The following is a 19,186-nucleotide window of genomic DNA, read 5'->3' as shown; positions in this document are numbered from 1 at the left end:
CTAAAACTGAACGCTGAAGCTTTTAAATTCATGAATGCCTGTTCCATGCCTGGCCAAACGGTGTTTTTTTAGATGATGTGCGGCGCGCCCGGCTTCCTTTAAAATATCGGGGGCAAGTCCAAGCTGATGGTGTCCGCCAAATACTTTCTTGACCTGCCTGAGGGTGGATATTTTTTCAAGAGAGCAAACCAACTGGCAGGGATCAGTCGTTGGATAGAAAGCGTAGACGGGGGCTCCCGAATATAGAAGGTCGCCGGTGAATAAAAAGCCCGTCGTTTCATCGAAGACAGAGATGTGCCCTGGAGAATGCCCTGGTGTATGATAAATGATCAGCGGCCTTGAGCTCCTGCCGAGCACATCGCCGTCTTTTAGAACGGCTGTCGGCTCTCCTTGATACGGAGTATAGCTTTCAGGGGAAAAGGTCTCAGGCACCGGTTTTGTAATGTCACGTGAGACATCGCGGCGGATCTGTTCAATGGGAAGCCCTTTGATTCCGTCTGTGAGCCATTCCTTCTCGGCTTCATGAACATAAATGCAGTCATATTCCCCGTGGCTTCCGATGTGGTCCCAATGCACATGGGTTGTAATTACTTTGACGGGCAGGCTTGTCAGCTTGTCCGTTATCTTTTTAATGCTGGAAATGCCAAGGCCTGTATCGATTAAATACGCTTCATCCGCTCCCAGAAGCAAGTAGGAATGGACATGCTCCCAATGGCCGTCCTCGCTGATCGCAAATGTATCCCCGCCCAGATCTGTCACGGTAAACCATGAATCATCAATCACCGTTTTTCCTCCTTTTGGATATCGTTTTTTTAAATGTATCATGGGGTATCTAAAAGAAAAAGCACATATTAAGGTGTAAAAGGCGCACACTAATGGTTATATGAACAGTAAGCGTGGTGAAATCATGAGTGATCCTTATATGCCGCTGACTTCGATTAAAAGCGGTGTTTTAGAGGAGTATGCTGAAGGAGTTTACGGGTTAACCGTTCAGATTGTAAACGTCTATTTTATTTTTGATCCTGATACGCGTGAAGCCATTTTGATCGATGCGGGAATGCCTCAATCTGCTTCGTCCATCTTAAAGGAGGCGGAGGAGCGATTTGGGAGTGATTTTCGCCTGAAAGCGATCATTCTGACACACGGGCATTTCGATCATGTCGGCGCATTGGAAGAGCTGTTGGACAAATGGCCGGTTCCCGTATACGCCCATCCGAAAGAAATGCCGTATTTAACGGGAAAAGCGGATTATCCGCCCGCCAAGCCGGAAGTAAAAAGCGGGCTGGTCGCCAAGCTTTCACCATTGTTTCCACGGCATTCCATCAATATTTCATCCCATGTCAAGCCGCTTGACGAAGACGGCTCCGTCCCATTCCTTTCCGGATGGAAATGGGTGGAGACACCAGGTCATACACCTGGACATGTTTCGCTTTTCCGGCAGTCAGACAGAACATTGATCGCAGGTGATGCCATTACAACCGTTGAGCAAGAATCCCTTTTTGAGGTGGCGATCCAAAAGCAGGAGCTAAACGGACCGCCCGCATATTTTACGATGGATTGGCCGCAAGCGGCCGATTCGATACGCAAGCTGGCTGATCTCGGACCGGCGTCTCTGTTGACCGGACACGGCGTACCGATGAAGGGAGACGACTTTTCCCGGGAGCTGTTCAGCCTGTCCGACCACCTGCCTGCTTCACAGTCGTAAAGGCTAAAACATTCGGTTCTGCCGAATGTTTTTTAGTGAAAAATGGACCATTTCATTTATCGCAATTCATCAAGGTCCCGTCTGTATATGTGTACCAAATGATTCATTTTCTGAAATTTTAGACAAAAAATGCGCACATTTCATTTATAATGCAGGTATTCAGGAAAGGAGCTGAGGAAAGATGAACATGCCAAAACGTCTGCAAGCTTTTCTGGGGATGACGATTTTGTTTGCCGGACTGCTGCTCTCCGATGCGGTTCATGCCGCCGAAACCCCTTACTACGGAAAAAACTACACTCAGCCAGATCAATTGTCTTCACTGTATCCAGAGCCTGAAGAAACCTTTCAAACACCTGCTTTTGTGAAAAAAGGGGAAGCCTTTACGACACAGGAAGAAATGATGAAGTTTATACACAGACTGACAAAAAAAAGCCCGTATGTCAAAATGAAAAATCTCGGTTCTTCAATTGAAAAAAGAAAGATTCCGGTGCTTTATTTTACGAAAGACGAGCGCATTCGCACGATATCCAAAAAGCCGACCGTTTGGCTTCAGGGGCAGATTCACGGAAATGAACCAGCCGCCGGAGAAGCGGCTTTGGCAATGGCCGAGAAATTAGCCGGGCCATACGGTGAGCAAGTCCTTGAGAAGGTCAATGTCATCATCGTGCCGCGAGTGAATCCTGACGGTTCCTATCACTTTAACAGGAGGCTGTCGAGCGGAATCGACGGAAACAGAGACCATGTAAAGCTTGAGTCTCCCGAAGTGCGCGCCATCCATAAGGAATTCGCGAAATTCTCGCCTGAGGTCGCGATTGACGCTCATGAATACGGCGTCGGACAAAACGAATTCCAACAAATCGGTGACAAAGGGGCGTTAAAATACCACGATATTTTGATTTTATCAGGGAAAAATCTGAATATCCCGGAACCGCTGAGGGATGCAGCTGACAGCCTCTATGTGGATGGAGTCAAGGAAAAGCTTGATGAAAAAGGGTTCTCAAATGATTCCTATTATACGACCGGCAAAAGCAAAGCCGGGAAAATAGAGATTTATGAAGGCGGTACAGAGGCGAGAATCGGGCGGAACGCGTTTGCCCTTCAGCCAGCTCTTTCCTTCCTGGTTGAAAGCAGGGGAATCGACATTGGCCGCGAAAATTTCGCACGCAGAGTCGCCGCCCAAGTGGCCGCGCATGAGACCATCATTGATACGACGGTCAAGCATGCGGCTGAAGTCAAGCATCTCGTCGCCGCAGAAAAACGAAGGCTCATCCAAAAAGCGATAAAGGCAAATGACGAGGATCAGGTCGTCATCAAAAGCGAATTTGCCGGACCATTTGCAGATACGCTCAAAATGGCTGATATCGCCTCAGGACAAGCCATCGATGTGCCAGTTCAATATTACAGCGCCAGCCAATCTGTTCCAACGCTGTCGCGTACACGGCCGACGGCCTATCTCGTTCTGCCGGGGCATGAGGAAATCGATCAGAAACTGCAAGATCAGGGGCTTAAAGGCGTGACGCTGAAGTTTAAGCAAAAGCTCACCGCCGAAGCTTATCAGGTTGTCTCCAAGGAAACGGCGGGGGAATCCGAAGGCCGGCCTGTCGTAAAAGTGGACACAAAACTTAAACTGAAGACAAAAGAGTTTCCAAAGGGAACAAAAATCTATTTCACCGCTCAGCCGCAAACCAACCTTTTATCGATCGCGCTTGAGCCTGAATCGGTGGACAGCTTTGTCAGCACAGGCTATATTTCGTCTGAAATAGGCAAAGAGCTCCCGATCTTTCGCTTTATGTCCGAGCAAAAGACGCTTCATATTCAAGAATAAAAAGCGGCATCCGTCATTTGACGGATGCTTTTTAGCGGTTTTTTGTCATTTCATACAGAAAGGTTTTAAACATTGCCGGAAACCTATACAATAAGTATCAGTTCTTTAGATCAGGAAGGAGAGAATCCGGTTGGAGGCACATGAAGAACGATGGAATGAAGCAAAGGCCTTCATTGAGCAATGTTACGGAGAGCTGGCAAAATCCGAAGAGGAAAAAAAGCTCCGTTTACATAACATACAAGAGGAAATCAAGAAAACGGGAAGCTACACACACACGCGGGAAGAAATCGAACACGGCGCTCGAATGGCCTGGAGAAACAGCAGCCGCTGCATCGGCAGGCTGTTTTGGCATTCTCTAAACGTCCTTGATCACAGGGACGTCCGAACAGAGGAAGAGGTAAGGGATGCGCTCTTTCAACACATTCAATTGGCGACAAACAGCGGGAAAATCAAACCGTTTATTACCATTTTTCCGCCTGAGCAAGACGGGAAGAAAAAAGTGACCATTTGGAACCATCAGCTGATCAGGTATGCGGGATATGAGACGGAAGACGGCGTGATCGGCGACCCGGCTTCCTTGAAGCTGACAAAAGTCTGTCAGGCGCTTGGCTGGAAAGGCGAGGGAACGCCTTTTGATCCGCTTCCGCTCGTGTTTCAAGTCGAAGACCGTCCGCCAGTCTGGTATGAACTGCCAAGGGCGATTGTGAAAGAGGTGGCGCTCACACACCCTGAGATTGCCGCTTTCCGAGAGCTGGGCCTGAAATGGTATGCCGTCCCGATCGTTGCGGACATGAAGCTGGAAATCGGGGGGATTCATTATAATGCCGCCCCCTTTAACGGCTGGTATATGGGAACGGAAATCGGCGCGCGCAATCTCGCGGATACGGATCGCTACAATGTGCTCGAAAAAGTCGCGGCCGTTATGGGGCTTGATACAGTGCGGAATGCTTCGCTGTGGAAAGACACAGCGCTTGTTGAACTGAACAGGGCAGTCCTCCATTCTTATAAAAAAGCAGGTGTCAGCATCGTTGACCACCATACCGCGGCCAGCCAGTTTAAACGGTTTGAAGAACAGGAAGCCGCAGAGGGAAGGGAGCTTGCTGCAAGCTGGACATGGCTGATTCCGCCGCTATCGCCGGCATCGACCCATATTTTTCACAGCTATTATGAGGATAGAGAAGTCAAACCAAATTATTTCTATCAGGAAAAGCCCTATGAAACAATGAAATGGGAAGAATAAGGACGTTGTCAGCTTATGCATATTCGCTGAAGATCAGGGAAGCAAATAAAAGAGGCTGTCCGGGAGTACGGACAGCCTGATGTTTTGCTTTTAACTATTCGGCATGAATTTTTAAAACAGCCGGATGTCCATCATCCAGCCTTTATCCATTCATGCCGTTTTCTTTCCGGAACAGCATATAGGAATAGAGATAAGGTGCAAAAACGGTAAGCAAAATGATGGGCAGTATCAGATTTTCGCTTAAAGAAAACAAGCCGTTTGCCGCGATTAGAAGCCCTGCTGCGGTAAATACCTTCGCCGCAAATCTGTGGGTTTTTTTCCAAATCGCATCACTGCTCAATGTCCACGGGTTTTTGATTCCAAAGAAGAAATTGGAGCGGACTCTCGGAAGGTAATTGCCGATGACGATGAGAAGAGCGCCCACCAGTACCGGCACGATGCTTCCCGTCGGCAGGTCATAGCCGAGCCCGGTCATCACGAGCAGCAGGTTGATCAGGGAAAAGATCAGCAGCATGGCGTTGATGATGAGATGATACGTTTTTGCAAAAAGCTGATAGTTTTTTCGGCGCGGGTCGATCTTTGGCGTCAGGATCATTAAGATATACATAAAAACAAGCAAGGCCATCATGGTGAGCATCGCTTCCGTTTTTGAAGCGTATCTGTCAACCTCGCCCGAGAATGACCAATGGATGGGAACTTGATTGGACATGCGCGGATAAGTGATCGCCCACATCAAAAGGTTAGCTAAAATCATAGACAGTGGAAATAAGTGCTTCTTCATTTTGTATCCCCTTCGTTCTGATCTGTTTGTTCAGTAAAACTGAATGCCCAGCTGATGATGTCTTGAAACATGGTGGTATTCAATGAGTAAATGATGAACTGGCCTTTTTTTTCATCCTGGATTAATTCGGCCTGTTTTAAGATTTTCAAATGCTGAGAAATACTCGGCTTTGACATTTGAAAATGCCCGGAAATTTCACCGGCGGTCAAATCCCGGTCTTTTAAAAGATTCAATATTTGTCTTCTCGTCGGATCAGCTAAAGCTTTAAAAGTTTGATTCATGTCAAGCATTCCTTAATTCGATATTTAGTTAATTAACTAAATACTAAAATAAAAAGGCGATGAAGTCAATACATCAATAAAAAATCCGCCATTGGCGGCGGATGTTGTATGGGGGTTAATAGCTGATATTAAATTTTTGATAGCCATCGATGTGTTTTGTTTCTTCCACTTTCACGTTCGTTACTTTTGAGAATGGACTTCCTTTTTGTACGGCATTTAAGAAATGTTTCAGGCTTTCCTCAGGCCCTTCGGCACGGATTTCCACAGCACCGTCGTCAAGATTCCGCACCCAGCCGGTTAGTTTGTGTTTGTCTGCTTCCATTTGCACGAAATAGCGAAAGCCGACGCCTTGGACCCTTCCATCGACGATGATTCGATATTGAAGCATAGGAACACCCCTTTTCTTCTATGCTATCATATTTCCCAATTTCAGATCACGGCATAGACATGATCGAATTGAATCGTTACAATATGAAAATAAAGGAAGGGCGTGAGGTTTTGGAAAATCAGAAATATGAGATTCTGTCGATTTACGTTGGACAGCCGGATACATACGAATTTGCCGGAAAAAAGGTAGAGACGGCGATTGTGAAACAGGCCGTCGACAAGCCCGTGTTTTTGGGCCGCACGAACTTTGACGGAGACAGGCAGGCCGATCTCGTCCACCATGGCGGAGCCGATAAAGCGGTTTGCGTCTATCCGGCGGTTCATTATGCATACTGGGAGGAGGTTCTGAACAAGAAGCTTCCTCAGGCGGCGTTTGGAGAAAATGTGACCGTACAAGGCTTAACAGAAAAAGATGTGTGCATCGGCGATACTTTTAAGCTTGGAGAAGCTCTTGTGCAGATCAGCCAGCCGCGGCAGCCGTGCTTTAAGCTTGCCAAAAAACTGAATGAAAAAGATATGGTATTGAGAGTGAGAGAAACAGGTTACAGCGGATTTTATTTCAGGGTATTGCAAGAAGGGATCGTCGCGCCCCGAGCGCAGCTGGAGCTCGTCTCCCGCGATCCACACGAGATGACCGTCTCATACGCCAACCATCTGATGTATCATGACAGGAATAACAAGCCCGCCATCCAGAGGATTTTGGAGGTCGAAGCTTTGTCAGACAGCTGGAGAGCTTCCTTTTTAAAGCAGCTCACAGCTTAAAAAATGCCGTGCCCAGTGGCACGGCTATTTCAAACGAAACGTTTATTTTTTCATGCTGTCGAGCAGATTGGCTAAAAAGTGTGCTTTATAGCTTTGAAGCTTTCTTCCTTCATACTTCGTCATCCCTAGCTTTTTCAGTTCTTCTACATACCAGCCTTTGCTTCCGTAATGCATGGCAGAAAACTCCCTTCTATGATTCGATGCAATTGGCATTCTAACATCTATAGAAAAACGTTGAAAAGGGGTGGGCGACAATTTTCTAAAACTGAGTCTTTCGTCCTAATTCGGGAGTTTGTCTGCGCATGGTGTCATTGGTGTGTCAGGCTGACGATGATCATCACAGCAATCGAAATGCTGAGAACGATTCCGATGTATTTTAAATAGCCGTTCTTTTTTTTGTGGGCGTATACCGTTAAGAACACGCTCTCGATCAAAAAGATCAGCCCGATGATGGCAAACAGCATAACAAAAGGGCTCCTTTCGCACATTCTGTTTTTTATTTTAACATAAAAGCCCGGACCTCTCCGGGTCCGGGCCTTAAGCGTCTCGGCAAACCCTCGCATTCGTTGCGAGGCCTGCAAGGAATCATACTGACAGTATGAGAAAATCAATCAAGCTGTGTTAAAATGATCGGTTCGTCTTTTGTGATGACGATCGTATGCTCGATCTGCGCGACGAAGCTTCCGTCGGGCGTTTTGAACGTCCAACCGTCACCGGCTTCTATAGTATGTTCGGCTTTTGTTGAAACAAACGGCTCCAGGGCGATGACGGTTCCGTTTTTAAACAATGCATTATCAAACGGATCGAAATAATTTAAAATATGGTTCGGCGCTTCGTGGAGGCTTTTGCCAATGCCGTGTCCCGTCAGATTTTTAATGACGGTAAATCCGTTTGCTTTCGCTTCATTGTATACGGCTCTGCCAATTTGGTTTTGCTTTTTGCCGGCCCGCGCCTGCAATAGGCCTTTTTGAAATGCGCTCTCAGCACATTCGCACAGCTTGTGCAGCGTTTCATCCCCTTTTCCCAGAACAAAAGAAATGCCGGTATCTGAGTAGTAGCCGCCGAATTCTGCCGAAATGTCGATATTGATCAAATCGCCTTCTTGTAAAATGGTCGATTTGCTCGGGATGCCGTGGGCTACTTCATCATTTACACTGATGCATGTCGTTCCCGGGAAATCGTATTCCTTTTCCGGAGCTGAAGCTGCTCCGTGGGCTTCAAGCACTTGTTTTCCAATGAGGTCAAGCTCTTTTGTGCTCATGCCGGGAGCTGCTTTTTCCTTCATTTCCTCCCGTGCCAAAGCGACGATTCTGCCGATTTTTTTGAGCCCTTCAAGCTCTTGGTCATTCGTTACAATCACGATTCATTCCCGCTTTCTTTTTTATATTCCAAATCAAGCTTACCATATCTGTTCACGAAAAAGGAACAGCTCCGGCTTCAAGACAAAAAAACGCCCGCCTTCCATGAGGAAAGCGGGCGCTTGACGATTACTGTCCTGAATCTGAATTTGTCGTTTTCGATGCATCAGATTCCGATGTTTTCGGGTTATGGTTTGTATAGTCGTAGTCGCTCGGATCGATTGCTTTGAAGCCTTTCGGTTTGTAGAAGCGCAGCAAATCTCCGTCGACGATTTTATCGGACATTTCGAGCTCTTTTTTCACCGATTCTTCGATGTTCGGATCGATGTCTTTCTCGTTCAGAAGCTCTCCTGTCTTCGTATCATAGTAGTGTCCGTTCGTTTTCGTGTACTCCGGAGAAACGAAGTCGCCGTTTCTGAACGGAATCACTTCGCGGTGTTCAGGCGACAGAAGGTCTGAACCGCTCATCAAGTAATCTTTCGTGTTCACGCCCATTAAATGAAGCAGAGTAGGGGCTACATCGACTTCGCCTCCGTATTTATGGGATTTGATTCCCTTGACCCCAGGCGCATGGATGAACAGCGGAACCCGCTGTAATTGCGCGTTTTCATATGGCGTGATCTCTTTGCCCAATACTTTGGACATCGCTTTGTTGTGGTTTTCCGAAATGCCGTAATGGTCCCCGTACATGACAACAATCGTATTGTCGTATAATCCGGCTTTTTTCAGGTCGTTGAAGAATTGTTCAAGCGCCTGATCCATATAGTGGGCCGATTGGAAATAGTGGTCGACGACACTGTCTCCGGTGTCACCGGCCGGGAAGTCTGTATCGCCTTCATCCATTTCGAATGGGAAATGGTTTGACAGCGAAATGAACTTCGTATAGAAAGGCTGTTTCAGGCTCTTTAACAGCGGCATTGATTCTTTAAAGAACGGCTTATCCTTCATGCCGTAGTTTTTCGTTTTATCTTCGCTCATATCGTAGTACGTAGCGTCAAAGAACTTGTCATATCCGATGGCTTTATACATTTCATTGCGGTTCCAGAACGTTTTGTAGTTGCCATGGAACGCCGCTGATGTATAGCCTTGGGATTTTAAAATGGCCGGTGCCGACTGCAGCGTGTTTTGCGCTTTATTGATGAAGACAGACCCTTGTGCTAAAGGATACAGCGAGTTGTCCATCATAAATTCGGCATCTGATGTTTTACCTTGTCCAGTCTGGTGGAAAAAGTTGTCAAAATAAAATGTTTCATCATCATGAGCCAGCGAGTTTAAAAACGGCGTCACTTCTTTGCCGTCAAGCTTATAGTCAATCAGGAACGTCTGCAGCGATTCCATGGAAATGTATACGACGTTCATGCCTTTCGCTTTGCCGAAGTATTCGGCATTCGGTTTGTCCTGGTTGGCTTTAATATAGTTCTCAACTTCCGTCACGTCGCTGGAGCTGGCCAGGGCGCGCTGGCTGTTTGACTTAATGTTTTGCACCGCATCATAAATCGTGAAGTTATAAGTTCCCAAGTATTTCACAAGATAGTTGCGGTCAAAAGAACGGGTGAGGAGCTCGGGACGGTCCATCTCCGCAACCGCGAGATTGGCGAGAAAGACCAGGACGCTTGCACCCATGACAATTTTAAACGGTCTTTTCGTGCTTGTTTCAGAAGGCCTGTTATAAAATACGGCCAAACCGATTAAAATGATAGTATCGATGAAATAAAACACATCAAGCGGGTGCATCAGCGAGAATATGCTGTCTCCGAGCTGCCCCCCGTTTGTTCTTGCCTGCATGATCGTAGGCAATGTGATAAAGTCGCTGAAAAATCTGTAGTATACGATGTTTGCATAAAGCAAAAAAGACATTAAAAAATGAATCACTATAATCGCTGTCTGCTGTATTTTTTTCTTGAACAAGAGTCCCAATCCAAGAAAGAACAAGCTTGAGCTAATCGGATTCACAAAAAGCAAAATCTGTTGAACTGTGTTGGTTATTCCTAAATTAAATTCAATTACATACGCAGCATAAGTTTTTAGCCATAGCAATATGGCGGCTATCAGAAAGAAGGCAAGGCCCCTCTCCTTAATAAATCTTTTCAATTGTTACACTCCTTTTTTCCGGATCAGTATAAAACCATCGGAACGAAAGAAAAAAACGAATGTATAAAATATACCATGAAATGCCGATTTAGAAAAGCGGAAACTCAAGCGGCCTAAATATCAGCAAAACGCCCGGCAATATTGCATTTTTCACGTCCGGAAAGGTGATCTGGAAATATTTTGTGCTTCACATATATTGGCGGAAGGGTGTTTTTGTGGCAGACTGATCATAGTATATGAACGACAAAGGGGGATTAGACCATGGATTTTGCGAGCATCATATCGGAGGACAAAATTAAGCAGGCGATGAAGGACGGGGAATTTGACAATCTTCCCGGAATGGGCAAGCCGCTCAGAAAAGATGAGGCCCAGCATGTGCCCGAGCATCTTCGCATGGCATACCGGATCATGAAAAGCGCCGGTATGGCAGGAGACGAAGGGGCGCTGAAAAAAGAGATGATGACGATTGACGAGCTGATAGCCAAGTGCACGGATGAAAACGAGCGCGAGCGTTTAATGAAGAGAAAAACGGAAAACCAGCTCAAGCTCGACAGGCTCGCCGACAAAAAAGGAATGTTTTCCAAGCCGGCGTCCGCTTTTTATAAAGATAAAATATACGGACGGCTGGGGCGTTCATAAGGCGGAGACCCGCCGTTTTTTTATGTCTGCTCCACCTCTTTCGATCTGGAAGTCGAAGGAATCGATAGGTATGATGACGAACCCTATTCATATGTGATTGCTGCAAAAAAGGTTTATGTTTCTTCATTTGTGGTAATGACACATAAACGAACAAAGGGTGATAGGATGGACATACTGTTAACATGGGTACAGCGTATATCTGATTGGCTTTGGGGGCCGCCTTTAATTGTGTTGCTGACGGGGACAGGATTGTATTTGACGGTCCTGCTGAAATTTTTTCAGTTTCGTTATCCTTTATACATTTTCAAACAGACGATCGCAAGCGTAGGGAAAAAGCCGAAGGGAGAAGGGACGGTCACACCGCTGCAGGCCTTGACATCCGCTCTCAGTTCGACGGTCGGCGCCTCAAACATTGTCGGTGTGCCGGCGGCCATTATGTTCGGCGGTCCGGGAGCGGTTTTTTGGATGTGGCTGATCGCGCTGTTTGCCATGGCGATTAAGTTCTCGGAAAGCGTGCTTGCTGTTCATTACAGAGAAAAGAATGAAGACGGCGAGTTTGTCGGCGGACCGATGTACTACATCACAAAAGGCTTGCGGATGAAATGGCTTGGCGTCTTTTTTTCCGTCGCACTGATCATTGAGCTGGTTCCAAGCATCATGGTGCAAGGAAATTCGGCCTCTGTTTCATTGGCGCAAACCTTTTCTCTCAATAGAATCTCCGCCGGAATCGGAATTGCCTTTTTGATCGGCCTGGTTGTCATCGGGGGGATCAAACGGATTGGAAAAGTGACAGAGCTGGTGGTGCCGCTTATGGCAGGGGCATATGTGGGGGCGGGTCTCCTCATTGTCCTCACGAATGTGTCAGCAGTGCCCGCTTTTTTCTCTCTCATCTTTTCGAATGCGTTTACCTCTTCATCGGCATTGGGGGGATTTGCAGGAGCAGCCATTGCCGAAACCGTCCGCTGGGGGTTTGCCCGTGGCCTTTATTCAAATGAAGCCGGAATGGGCACAGCGCCGATCGCCCATGCAGCGGCAATGACCGACCACCCGGTGAGGCAGGGCTTCTGGTCTGTCATCGGCATTGTCGTTGACACCCTGCTGATTTGCACAACGACAGCTTTTGTCGTTCTCTCATCAGGGGTATGGACAGGGGAAAACGCCCTGCAAAACCCGGCGGCGCTGACCGCGGATGCTTTTCGCAGCTATTTTGGCAGCGGCGGGGAATATTTCGTGTCGATTTCGCTCGTCTTCTTCGTTTTATCAACGATTACGGTGATTATTTTTTACGGGGTTAAGCAAGCCGAGTTTTTGTTTGGCAAGATCGCGGGACATGTGCTTAAGCTGGTCTATCTGGCGGCCATTATCATCGGCGCGGCAGGCGGAGCGAAGGCGATTTGGGGCTTTCTTGACCTTGCGCTTGCGTTCATTTTGTTTCCGAATATCATAGCGGTGCTGCTCTTAAGCAGGAAAGTCAGATCTTTATACGATGAGTTTTTCACATCAGAAAAGTACTATTTGAAAGATATCGGAAAGCAAGAGAGCGTTTACGAAACGCAGCAAAAGGTAAACAATTCTTAGCGATCGGCGAGACGGAAAATGAAAAAGGGATTTAGCCATGGATTTTACGAGTTTAAGCATAGAGAATCATGAATAACGTTGGCATGGCAGGAGTCGAAGGGGCGCTGAACAGAATGTGCGGATGAAAACAGCGCGGGCGTGAGCTTAGCTCGGCAGGCTCGGTTTCCAAGCCCGTGTCCGCTTTTTGTAAAGATAAAAAACGGCTGGGGCGTTTAAGCGGTGCCCCGCCGTTTTTTATCTTGCTCCAACAAGAGGTGAGTCCAGCATAAACTTGCACTGAAAGCAAAAATCATTTCTGTAATATGTAATGTTTGATCATATATCATACATTTATCATTGCAGGATAGAAATGTCTGTTCGCGATCATACTATTGGAAAGAAAATTGCTGGAAGAGGTATAAATATGCTTGAAAATGGTGTGATTTCAGCAAGACAATTTCAGGTATTGGTTTTTTTATTTACCATAGGCAGCTCTGTCTTGTATATCCCTGCGTCACTTGCTGCCGAAGCCAAACAAGATGCCTGGATTTCATCCGTATTTGGAGTGGGGATTGGGCTGTTGATTGTGAAACTTATCACTTCAGTTGCAAAACCTTACCCTGATTTGAATTTTGCTCAATATACGGAAGTGATTTTCGGAAAATGGCTGGGAACGTTGATTAATTTGGGCTTTTTCTTTAATTTTTATTTGATTTCCGCCTTTGTTCTTCGGGATGTTGGTGACTTTCTATTAACGCTCATTCTCCCGGAAACGCCTCTGCCATCCATTTTAATCATGTTTATTATCGTTGTGATTATAGGTATTCGTTTAGGGCTTGAGACATTGGCCAGGGCGGCGGAAATATTTTATCCGTGGTTAATCCTTTTGCTGTTGTTACTTTTGATTGCACTAACGCCTCAGTTTCAACTTTCCAATATACAGCCTTTTTTTGAGAGCGGAATAAAAGCCACCGTTCGCGCGAGTTTTCCGTTTATTGCAGTCCCCTTTTTTCAATTTTCTGCGTTTCTTATGATCATTCCTTATGTTCAAAAGAGGAAAGAAGTCGAAAAGAATTTCTTTTTAGGAACGTGTAAAGCAGGAATACTATTAATTCTGATTACAGTCATTTCCATAGTCGTTCTTGGTGTAGATATGACAGCAAGGCATTTTTATCCGACTTATGCGCTGTCAAAAAAAATTAATATCGGCGATTTTCTGCAGCGTCTTGAGCCCGTCATGGCGGGCATCTGGTTTGTTTCTATCTTCTTTAAATTAGCCGTTTGTTTCTATGCGTCCGCTTTGTCCCTTGCTCATACCTTAAAGCTCAAGAATTACAGGGTTTTGACATTCCCTTTAGGTATGATATTGGTCGTTCTCTCCATCATCGTTTACCCGAACATCGTGTATACCAGTGAGTTTATTAAATGGATGTTTTTTTATTTTGGAACGATGGGGTTTGTCATTCCGATATTCGTATTGGGAGTATCAAAATTTAGAAGGCAAAACCATTGACCTTGATCCGCTTTTGTTAGAATTCCCATCGTACAGAGTGCGGTGCGGCTTTTTTGCACGTATATGACAAGCAGTTTGAAAGCAGGCCTTCTCGAGAGAAGCGCTCCTGCTTTTTTGTTTTTTACATGGAGCGGTCGGTTTTTTTATTTATGAAAGCGCTACAAAAAATATGTTGACTACTTGTATATACAGGATTACAATATAAGCATAACATGTATATACAGGTTAAACGAGAGAAGGAGGGTTTGGAATGGGGGATTTCAAACAACCAGTGCGTCAAATCGTCGATGCAGTCGGCGGTGTGGATAATATTGCAGCAGCAACCCACTGTGTGACGCGCCTGCGGTTTGCATTGATAGATGAAAGCAAGGTTGATCAAGAGTTGCTTGATCAAATTGATGTAGTCAAAGGTTCATTTTCAACAAATGGACAGTTTCAAGTGGTGATCGGCCAAGGAACAGTCAATAAAGTATATGCGGAGCTGGTCGAAGAAACCGGTATTGGCGAGTCGAGTAAAGATGAGGTGAAAAAGGCCTCTGAAAAAAATATGAATCCTTTACAGCGTGCTGTGAAAACGCTTGCGGATATATTTATTCCGATTTTGCCTGCGATTGTGACAGCGGGATTGCTGATGGGGATCAATAATATTTTAACGGCGCAGGGCATTTTCTTCAGCAAATCGATTGTCGAAGTCTATCCGCAGTGGGCGGATCTCGCCAATATGATTAATTTGATTGCGGGCACGGCTTTTACTTTTCTGCCTGCATTAATCGGGTGGTCAGCTGTCAAACGCTTTGGCGGCAATCCGCTGCTCGGTATTGTGCTTGGTGTGATGCTCGTTCATCCCGACTTGTTAAATGCGTGGGGATATGGCGCAGCAGAGCAAAGCGGAAAGATCCCGGTCTGGAATCTCTTCGGTCTGGAGGTTCAGAAAGTCGGCTACCAGGGACAGGTGCTGCCGATTTTGCTTGCTTCTTATATGCTGGCCAAAATTGAACTGTTTTTAACAAAGCGGACACCTGAGGGCATACAGCTCTTGGTTGTTGCACCGATCACGCTCCTTGTCACAGGATTTGCTTCATTTATCGTGATCGGCCCGATTACATTTGCGATCGGCAATTTGCTGACATCAGGCCTGATTGCTGTCTTCGGCAAATTTGCCATACTGGGCGGACTGTTGTATGGCGGCTTATACGCGGCGCTCGTGATCACAGGTATGCACCATACATTCCTTGCAGTCGATCTTCAGCTGATCGGTTCCAAGCTCGGCGGTACATTTTTATGGCCGATGCTGGCGCTTTCCAATATCGCACAAGGATCAGCAGCGCTTGCCATGATGTTTATCGTCAAGGATGAGAAGCAGAAAGGTCTCTCTTTAACCTCGGGCATCTCGGCATATCTCGGCATTACCGAACCCGCGCTGTTCGGTGTGAATCTCAGATATCGTTTCCCGTTTGTGATCGCGATGATCAGTTCAGGGCTGGCCGGAATGTATATTTCCTCACAAGGGGTTCTGGCAAGCTCTGTCGGAGTCGGCGGTGTGCCCGGCATTTTCTCTATCATGGCCCAGTATTGGGGCGCATTCGCGATTGGGATGGCGATCGTGCTTGTGGTGCCGTTCGCCGGAACATACGCTTATGCTAAATTAAAACAAAAATAACAGCAGGGGAAGGAGCGTGTTTTGCCGCTCCCTTTTCCCATTTTATATAGAAGAAAACGGTGGTGCAAAATGATGAGAACGAAACAAAACCAATGGTGGAAAAAAGCGACAGTCTATCAAATTTATCCGAAAAGCTTTAACGATACGACAGGAAGCGGTGTCGGCGACATTCAGGGAATCATCGAAAAGCTCGATTATATCAAAGAGCTGGCGTGTGATGTGATTTGGCTGACGCCGATTTATGCATCCCCGCAGCATGATAACGGGTATGACATCAGCGATTATTACCGGATTCATGAAGAATACGGAACTATGGCCGACTTTGAGGAGCTTCTCGAGGAAGCCCATCAACGCGGAATCAAGGTGATTATGGACCTTGTCGTCAACCATACATCGACAGAGCATAAATGGTTTAAAGAAGCATCGTCTTCGAAAGATCATCCTTACCGCGATTTTTACATTTGGAAAGATATGAAGCCGGATGGTTTGCCGCCGACAAACTGGGAGTCAAAATTCGGCGGTTCCGCCTGGCAGTTTGATGAAAAGACGGGGCAGTATTATTTGCACCTTTACGATGTCACACAGGCTGATTTAAATTGGGAAAACGAAGAGGTCAGAAAAAAAGTGTATGAGATGATGCATTTTTGGTTTGAAAAAGGAATTGACGGCTTCAGGCTTGACGTCATCAACGTCATTTCAAAAGATCAGCGTTTTCCCGATGACGACAAGGGAGACGGACGAAGGTTTTATACGGATGGGCCAAGGGTGCACGAATTTTTGCACGAAATGAACAGAGAGGTTTTTTCTCAATATGACAGCATGACGGTCGGGGAAATGTCATCGACGACGATTGCCGATTGCATCCGCTACACAAACCCGGAAAGCCGGGAGCTCGATATGGTCTTTAACTTTCATCATTTAAAAGCGGACTATCCAAACGGCGAAAAATGGGCGCTTGCTGATTTCGATTTTCTCAAGCTGAAAAAGATTCTGTCTGAATGGCAGATTGAAATGAATCAAGGGGGCGGCTGGAATGCGCTGTTCTGGTGCAACCATGATCAGCCGCGCATCGTCTCGCGCTACGGTGATGACGGACAATACCGCAAAAAATCGGCGAAAATGCTGGCAACCGCGATTCATATGCTGCAAGGCACCCCATACATTTACCAAGGGGAAGAAATCGGTATGACAGACCCGAAGTTTGACGATATTTCACTTTATCGGGATGTAGAGTCTTTAAATATGTACCGCCTGATGAAAGAAGAGGGAAAATCCGAAGCGGAGATCCTCAAGATTTTGCAGGCAAAGTCACGCGATAATTCGCGGACGCCTGTGCAATGGAATGATGGGGAAAATGCCGGATTTACAACGGGAACACCGTGGATTCCGGTGCCTGACAATTACAAACACATCAATGTCGAAGAAGCGCTCCGCGATCCTGATTCGATTTTCTACCATTATAAAAAGTTAAATGAGCTGCGCAAACAATACGATATCATCACGACAGGCGATTATCAGCTCATTCTTGAAGACGATCCGGATCTTTACGCATATGTGAGAAACGGGGAAAATGAAAAGCTTTTGGTCATCAATAATTTTTACGGCAGAGAAAGCGAATTCCGCCTGCCGGATGATCTTGATGTTGAAGGATATACAGCCAATGTTCTCATTTCCAACGACCCCGACATTCCGGAGCGTTTGACAAGCTTTAAGGTGAAACCTTATCAATCGATTGTTTATCATCTTCGCAAACCATGCTAAACTAAGCTTGGTGGTAAAAAAATGAAAGTCAACAAATATATGATGATTTACAAAGAAATCGCAGACCAAATCGATCAAGGCGTGTTAAACGCCGGTGATATTTTGTCATCGGAAAATGACCTGGCCGAGCACTATGAGACGTCAAGAGAAACCGTCCGGAAAGCGCTGAATGTGCTTGCGCAAAACGGATACATTCAAAAAATTAAGGGAAAAGGCTCGGTTGTGCTGAACAGGGAAAAAATGCAGTTCCCGGTTTCCGGCCTCGTCAGTTTTAAAGAGCTTTCCGAAACGCTCGGCAAAGAAACAAAGACGACGGTGCATGAATTCGGCTTGACGCTCCCGAACGCATATATACAAAAACAGCTTCGGATCTCCGCTGATGAAGACATATGGCGTGTCGTCCGGTCGAGAAACATCAACGGCGAGCGTGTCATTCTGGACAAGGATTATTTTATCCGCCAAAACGTACCGCTGTTAACAAAAGAGATATGCGAGGATTCGATCTATCAATACCTCGAAGGCGAGCTCGGGCTTGTTATCAGCTACGCCCATAAAGAAATCGTCGTGGAGCCGTGTACGGAAGCGGATCAAAAGTATTTGGATCTCAACGGATATGACCATATCGTCGTGGTGAAAAATTTCGTTTTTCTCGATGATACGACTTTGTTCCAATACACGGAAAGCAGACACCGCCTTGATAAATTTCGGTTTGTCGATTTTGCCAGAAGAGAGAAATAGCACGGTCCGCCTGTCGGCGGCCGTGTTTTTTTGTGCAGCCGTTTCTGCTCCCGTGCCGATTGAATATGATGTGATACGTGTAACGTAAAAAGGGAGGCTGTAGGAATGATTCATGAAACAGCGAAAATCGGAAAGAATGTCGTGTTCGGAGAACATGTCGTGATTGAGGAAAACGTGATGATCGGAGATGATGTGGAAATTGGCCACCATGCCGTCATTAAAAAGAATACACAGATTGGAGACAGAGTGAAGATCGGCGATTTGGCCGTCTTAGGCAAAGCGGCTTCATCAAACAAAAAAATGGCGCGAAAGCCGAAAAAGAAAGGAGCACCTTTAAAGATTGAAGCCGATGCGGTTATCGGTTCAAATGTTGTGATTTATCGGGCCGTGCTTTTGGATCAAGGGGTGTTCGTCGGAGATATGGCAAGCATCCGCGAAAATGTAACGGTTGGCAAAGAAAGCATCATCGGGCGAAACGCCATGGTTGAGAACAACACGACGATCGGCAGCCGGGTGACGATTCAAACGGGATGCTATATCACCGCGGATATGGAGATTGAAGATGAAGTGTTTATCGGTCCGCGCTGTTCAACATCAAATGACAAATATATGGGGATGGGCAATTATCCATATCAAGGTCCGGTGATTAAAAGGGGCGCGAAAATCGGCAATAATGCGACGTTGCTGCCGGCGGTTGTCATCGGCGAGCAAGCGGTCATCGGGGCCGGCGCCGTCATCACGAAAGATATTCCTGCCGGCAAAACGGCTGTGGGCAATCCGGGGCGGGTTGTGAAATAAGATTTTTATTTGTAATTACGGAAGTTTAATAGATGTTATGAGGCATACAGAAAATCATATCGTCAGGGTCCATTCTTAATAAAAAGAGGT

The 19,186-nt window shown here is 46.3% G+C and carries 19 protein-coding genes; 11 read left to right on the top strand and 8 right to left on the bottom strand.

The annotated features are described in order from the left end of the window. Entirely contained in the window at window positions 1-783 is a 783-nt protein-coding gene (locus tag M654_RS19575) for an MBL fold metallo-hydrolase (protein ID WP_026589609.1), read from the bottom strand. A 124-nt stretch (window positions 784-907) separates the two neighbouring features. Here M654_RS19575 and M654_RS19570 point away from each other — a divergent pair, with 124 nt between their 5' ends. The 3 genes from M654_RS19570 to M654_RS19560 all read left to right on the top strand — a co-directional run bounded on the left by M654_RS19570 (window position 908) and on the right by M654_RS19560 (window position 4,770). Beyond that, the gene (locus M654_RS19570) at window positions 908-1,705 is read left to right on the top strand and encodes an MBL fold metallo-hydrolase (protein ID WP_026589608.1); all 798 of its coding nucleotides are present in this window, start codon (window positions 908-910) and stop codon (window positions 1,703-1,705) included. A 181-nt stretch (window positions 1,706-1,886) separates the two neighbouring features. Beyond that, window positions 1,887-3,530 carry a M14 family metallopeptidase gene (locus M654_RS19565; protein ID WP_026589607.1) on the top strand — a complete coding sequence of 548 codons (1,644 nt, stop codon included), beginning with the start codon at window positions 1,887-1,889 and terminating at the stop codon, window positions 3,528-3,530. Between the two features lie 130 nt (window positions 3,531-3,660). Then, on the top strand, window positions 3,661-4,770 hold the full coding sequence (locus M654_RS19560) for a nitric oxide synthase oxygenase (protein ID WP_026589606.1): 1,110 nt from the start codon (window positions 3,661-3,663) through the stop codon (window positions 4,768-4,770). 142 nt (window positions 4,771-4,912) lie between these two features. Here M654_RS19560 and M654_RS19555 read toward each other — a convergent pair whose 3' ends face one another. From M654_RS19555 to M654_RS19545, 3 genes are all read right to left on the bottom strand, one after another. Beyond that, a complete protein-coding gene (locus tag M654_RS19555; RefSeq protein ID WP_026589605.1) occupies window positions 4,913-5,551 on the bottom strand; it encodes an SdpI family protein in 639 nt (212 codons plus the stop codon). Further along, complete coding sequence (locus M654_RS19550) at window positions 5,548-5,832, bottom strand: autorepressor SdpR family transcription factor (RefSeq protein ID WP_026589604.1); 285 nt, start codon at window positions 5,830-5,832, stop codon at window positions 5,548-5,550. The genes M654_RS19555 and M654_RS19550 overlap by 4 nt, the downstream gene beginning before the upstream one ends. A 115-nt stretch (window positions 5,833-5,947) precedes the next feature. Beyond that, on the bottom strand, window positions 5,948-6,220 hold the full coding sequence (locus tag M654_RS19545; RefSeq protein ID WP_026589603.1) for an acylphosphatase: 273 nt from the start codon (window positions 6,218-6,220) through the stop codon (window positions 5,948-5,950). Window positions 6,221-6,330: 110 nt separating this feature from the next. Between M654_RS19545 and M654_RS19540 the strand changes: the two genes are divergently transcribed. After that, a complete protein-coding gene (locus M654_RS19540; RefSeq protein ID WP_026589602.1) occupies window positions 6,331-6,981 on the top strand; it encodes an MOSC domain-containing protein in 651 nt (216 codons plus the stop codon). Window positions 6,982-7,023: 42 nt separating this feature from the next. On the opposite strand, the gene M654_RS19535 is transcribed toward M654_RS19540, so the two are convergent. From M654_RS19535 to M654_RS19525, 4 genes are all read right to left on the bottom strand, one after another. Then, window positions 7,024-7,155 (bottom strand): YflJ family protein, encoded by a 132-nt coding sequence (locus tag M654_RS19535; protein ID WP_077735322.1) that lies wholly within the window; start codon window positions 7,153-7,155, stop codon window positions 7,024-7,026. 134 nt (window positions 7,156-7,289) lie between these two features. Beyond that, a complete protein-coding gene (locus M654_RS23655; RefSeq protein ID WP_179115635.1) occupies window positions 7,290-7,445 on the bottom strand; it encodes a hypothetical protein in 156 nt (51 codons plus the stop codon). Window positions 7,446-7,588: 143 nt separating this feature from the next. Next, window positions 7,589-8,341 carry a type I methionyl aminopeptidase gene (gene map, locus M654_RS19530; protein ID WP_026589601.1) on the bottom strand — a complete coding sequence of 251 codons (753 nt, stop codon included), beginning with the start codon at window positions 8,339-8,341 and terminating at the stop codon, window positions 7,589-7,591. Window positions 8,342-8,468: 127 nt separating this feature from the next. Beyond that, the gene (locus M654_RS19525) at window positions 8,469-10,430 is read right to left on the bottom strand and encodes a lipoteichoic acid synthase (RefSeq protein ID WP_026589600.1); all 1,962 of its coding nucleotides are present in this window, start codon (window positions 10,428-10,430) and stop codon (window positions 8,469-8,471) included. 261 nt (window positions 10,431-10,691) lie between these two features. Here M654_RS19525 and M654_RS19520 point away from each other — a divergent pair, with 261 nt between their 5' ends. The 7 genes from M654_RS19520 to M654_RS19490 all read left to right on the top strand — a co-directional run bounded on the left by M654_RS19520 (window position 10,692) and on the right by M654_RS19490 (window position 19,096). Next, a complete protein-coding gene (locus M654_RS19520; RefSeq protein ID WP_026589599.1) occupies window positions 10,692-11,069 on the top strand; it encodes a DnaJ family domain-containing protein in 378 nt (125 codons plus the stop codon). A gap of 165 nt (window positions 11,070-11,234) precedes the next feature. Beyond that, a complete protein-coding gene (locus M654_RS19515) occupies window positions 11,235-12,647 on the top strand; it encodes an alanine/glycine:cation symporter family protein (RefSeq protein ID WP_026589598.1) in 1,413 nt (470 codons plus the stop codon). A 349-nt stretch (window positions 12,648-12,996) separates the two neighbouring features. Further along, window positions 12,997-14,139 carry a GerAB/ArcD/ProY family transporter gene (locus M654_RS19510; RefSeq protein WP_163170567.1) on the top strand — a complete coding sequence of 381 codons (1,143 nt, stop codon included), beginning with the start codon at window positions 12,997-12,999 and terminating at the stop codon, window positions 14,137-14,139. 250 nt (window positions 14,140-14,389) lie between these two features. Further along, complete coding sequence (gene treP / locus M654_RS19505) at window positions 14,390-15,799, top strand: PTS system trehalose-specific EIIBC component (RefSeq protein WP_026589597.1); 1,410 nt, start codon at window positions 14,390-14,392, stop codon at window positions 15,797-15,799. Window positions 15,800-15,871: 72 nt separating this feature from the next. Beyond that, entirely contained in the window at window positions 15,872-17,560 is a 1,689-nt protein-coding gene (gene treC / locus M654_RS19500) for an alpha,alpha-phosphotrehalase (RefSeq protein WP_026589596.1), read from the top strand. 21 nt (window positions 17,561-17,581) lie between these two features. Beyond that, window positions 17,582-18,298 carry a trehalose operon repressor gene (gene treR / locus M654_RS19495; RefSeq protein WP_026589595.1) on the top strand — a complete coding sequence of 239 codons (717 nt, stop codon included), beginning with the start codon at window positions 17,582-17,584 and terminating at the stop codon, window positions 18,296-18,298. 105 nt (window positions 18,299-18,403) lie between these two features. Beyond that, a complete protein-coding gene (locus tag M654_RS19490; protein ID WP_026589594.1) occupies window positions 18,404-19,096 on the top strand; it encodes an acyltransferase in 693 nt (230 codons plus the stop codon). Window positions 19,097-19,186: the final 90 nt, after the last annotated feature.

It is taken from the genome of Bacillus sp. NSP9.1, assembly GCF_000465465.2.
Lineage (GTDB): Bacteria > Bacillota > Bacilli > Bacillales > Bacillaceae > Bacillus > Bacillus sonorensis_A.
The sequence above is the reverse complement of the archived record's forward strand: the minus strand, read 5'-3'. Positions and strand labels throughout refer to the sequence as shown.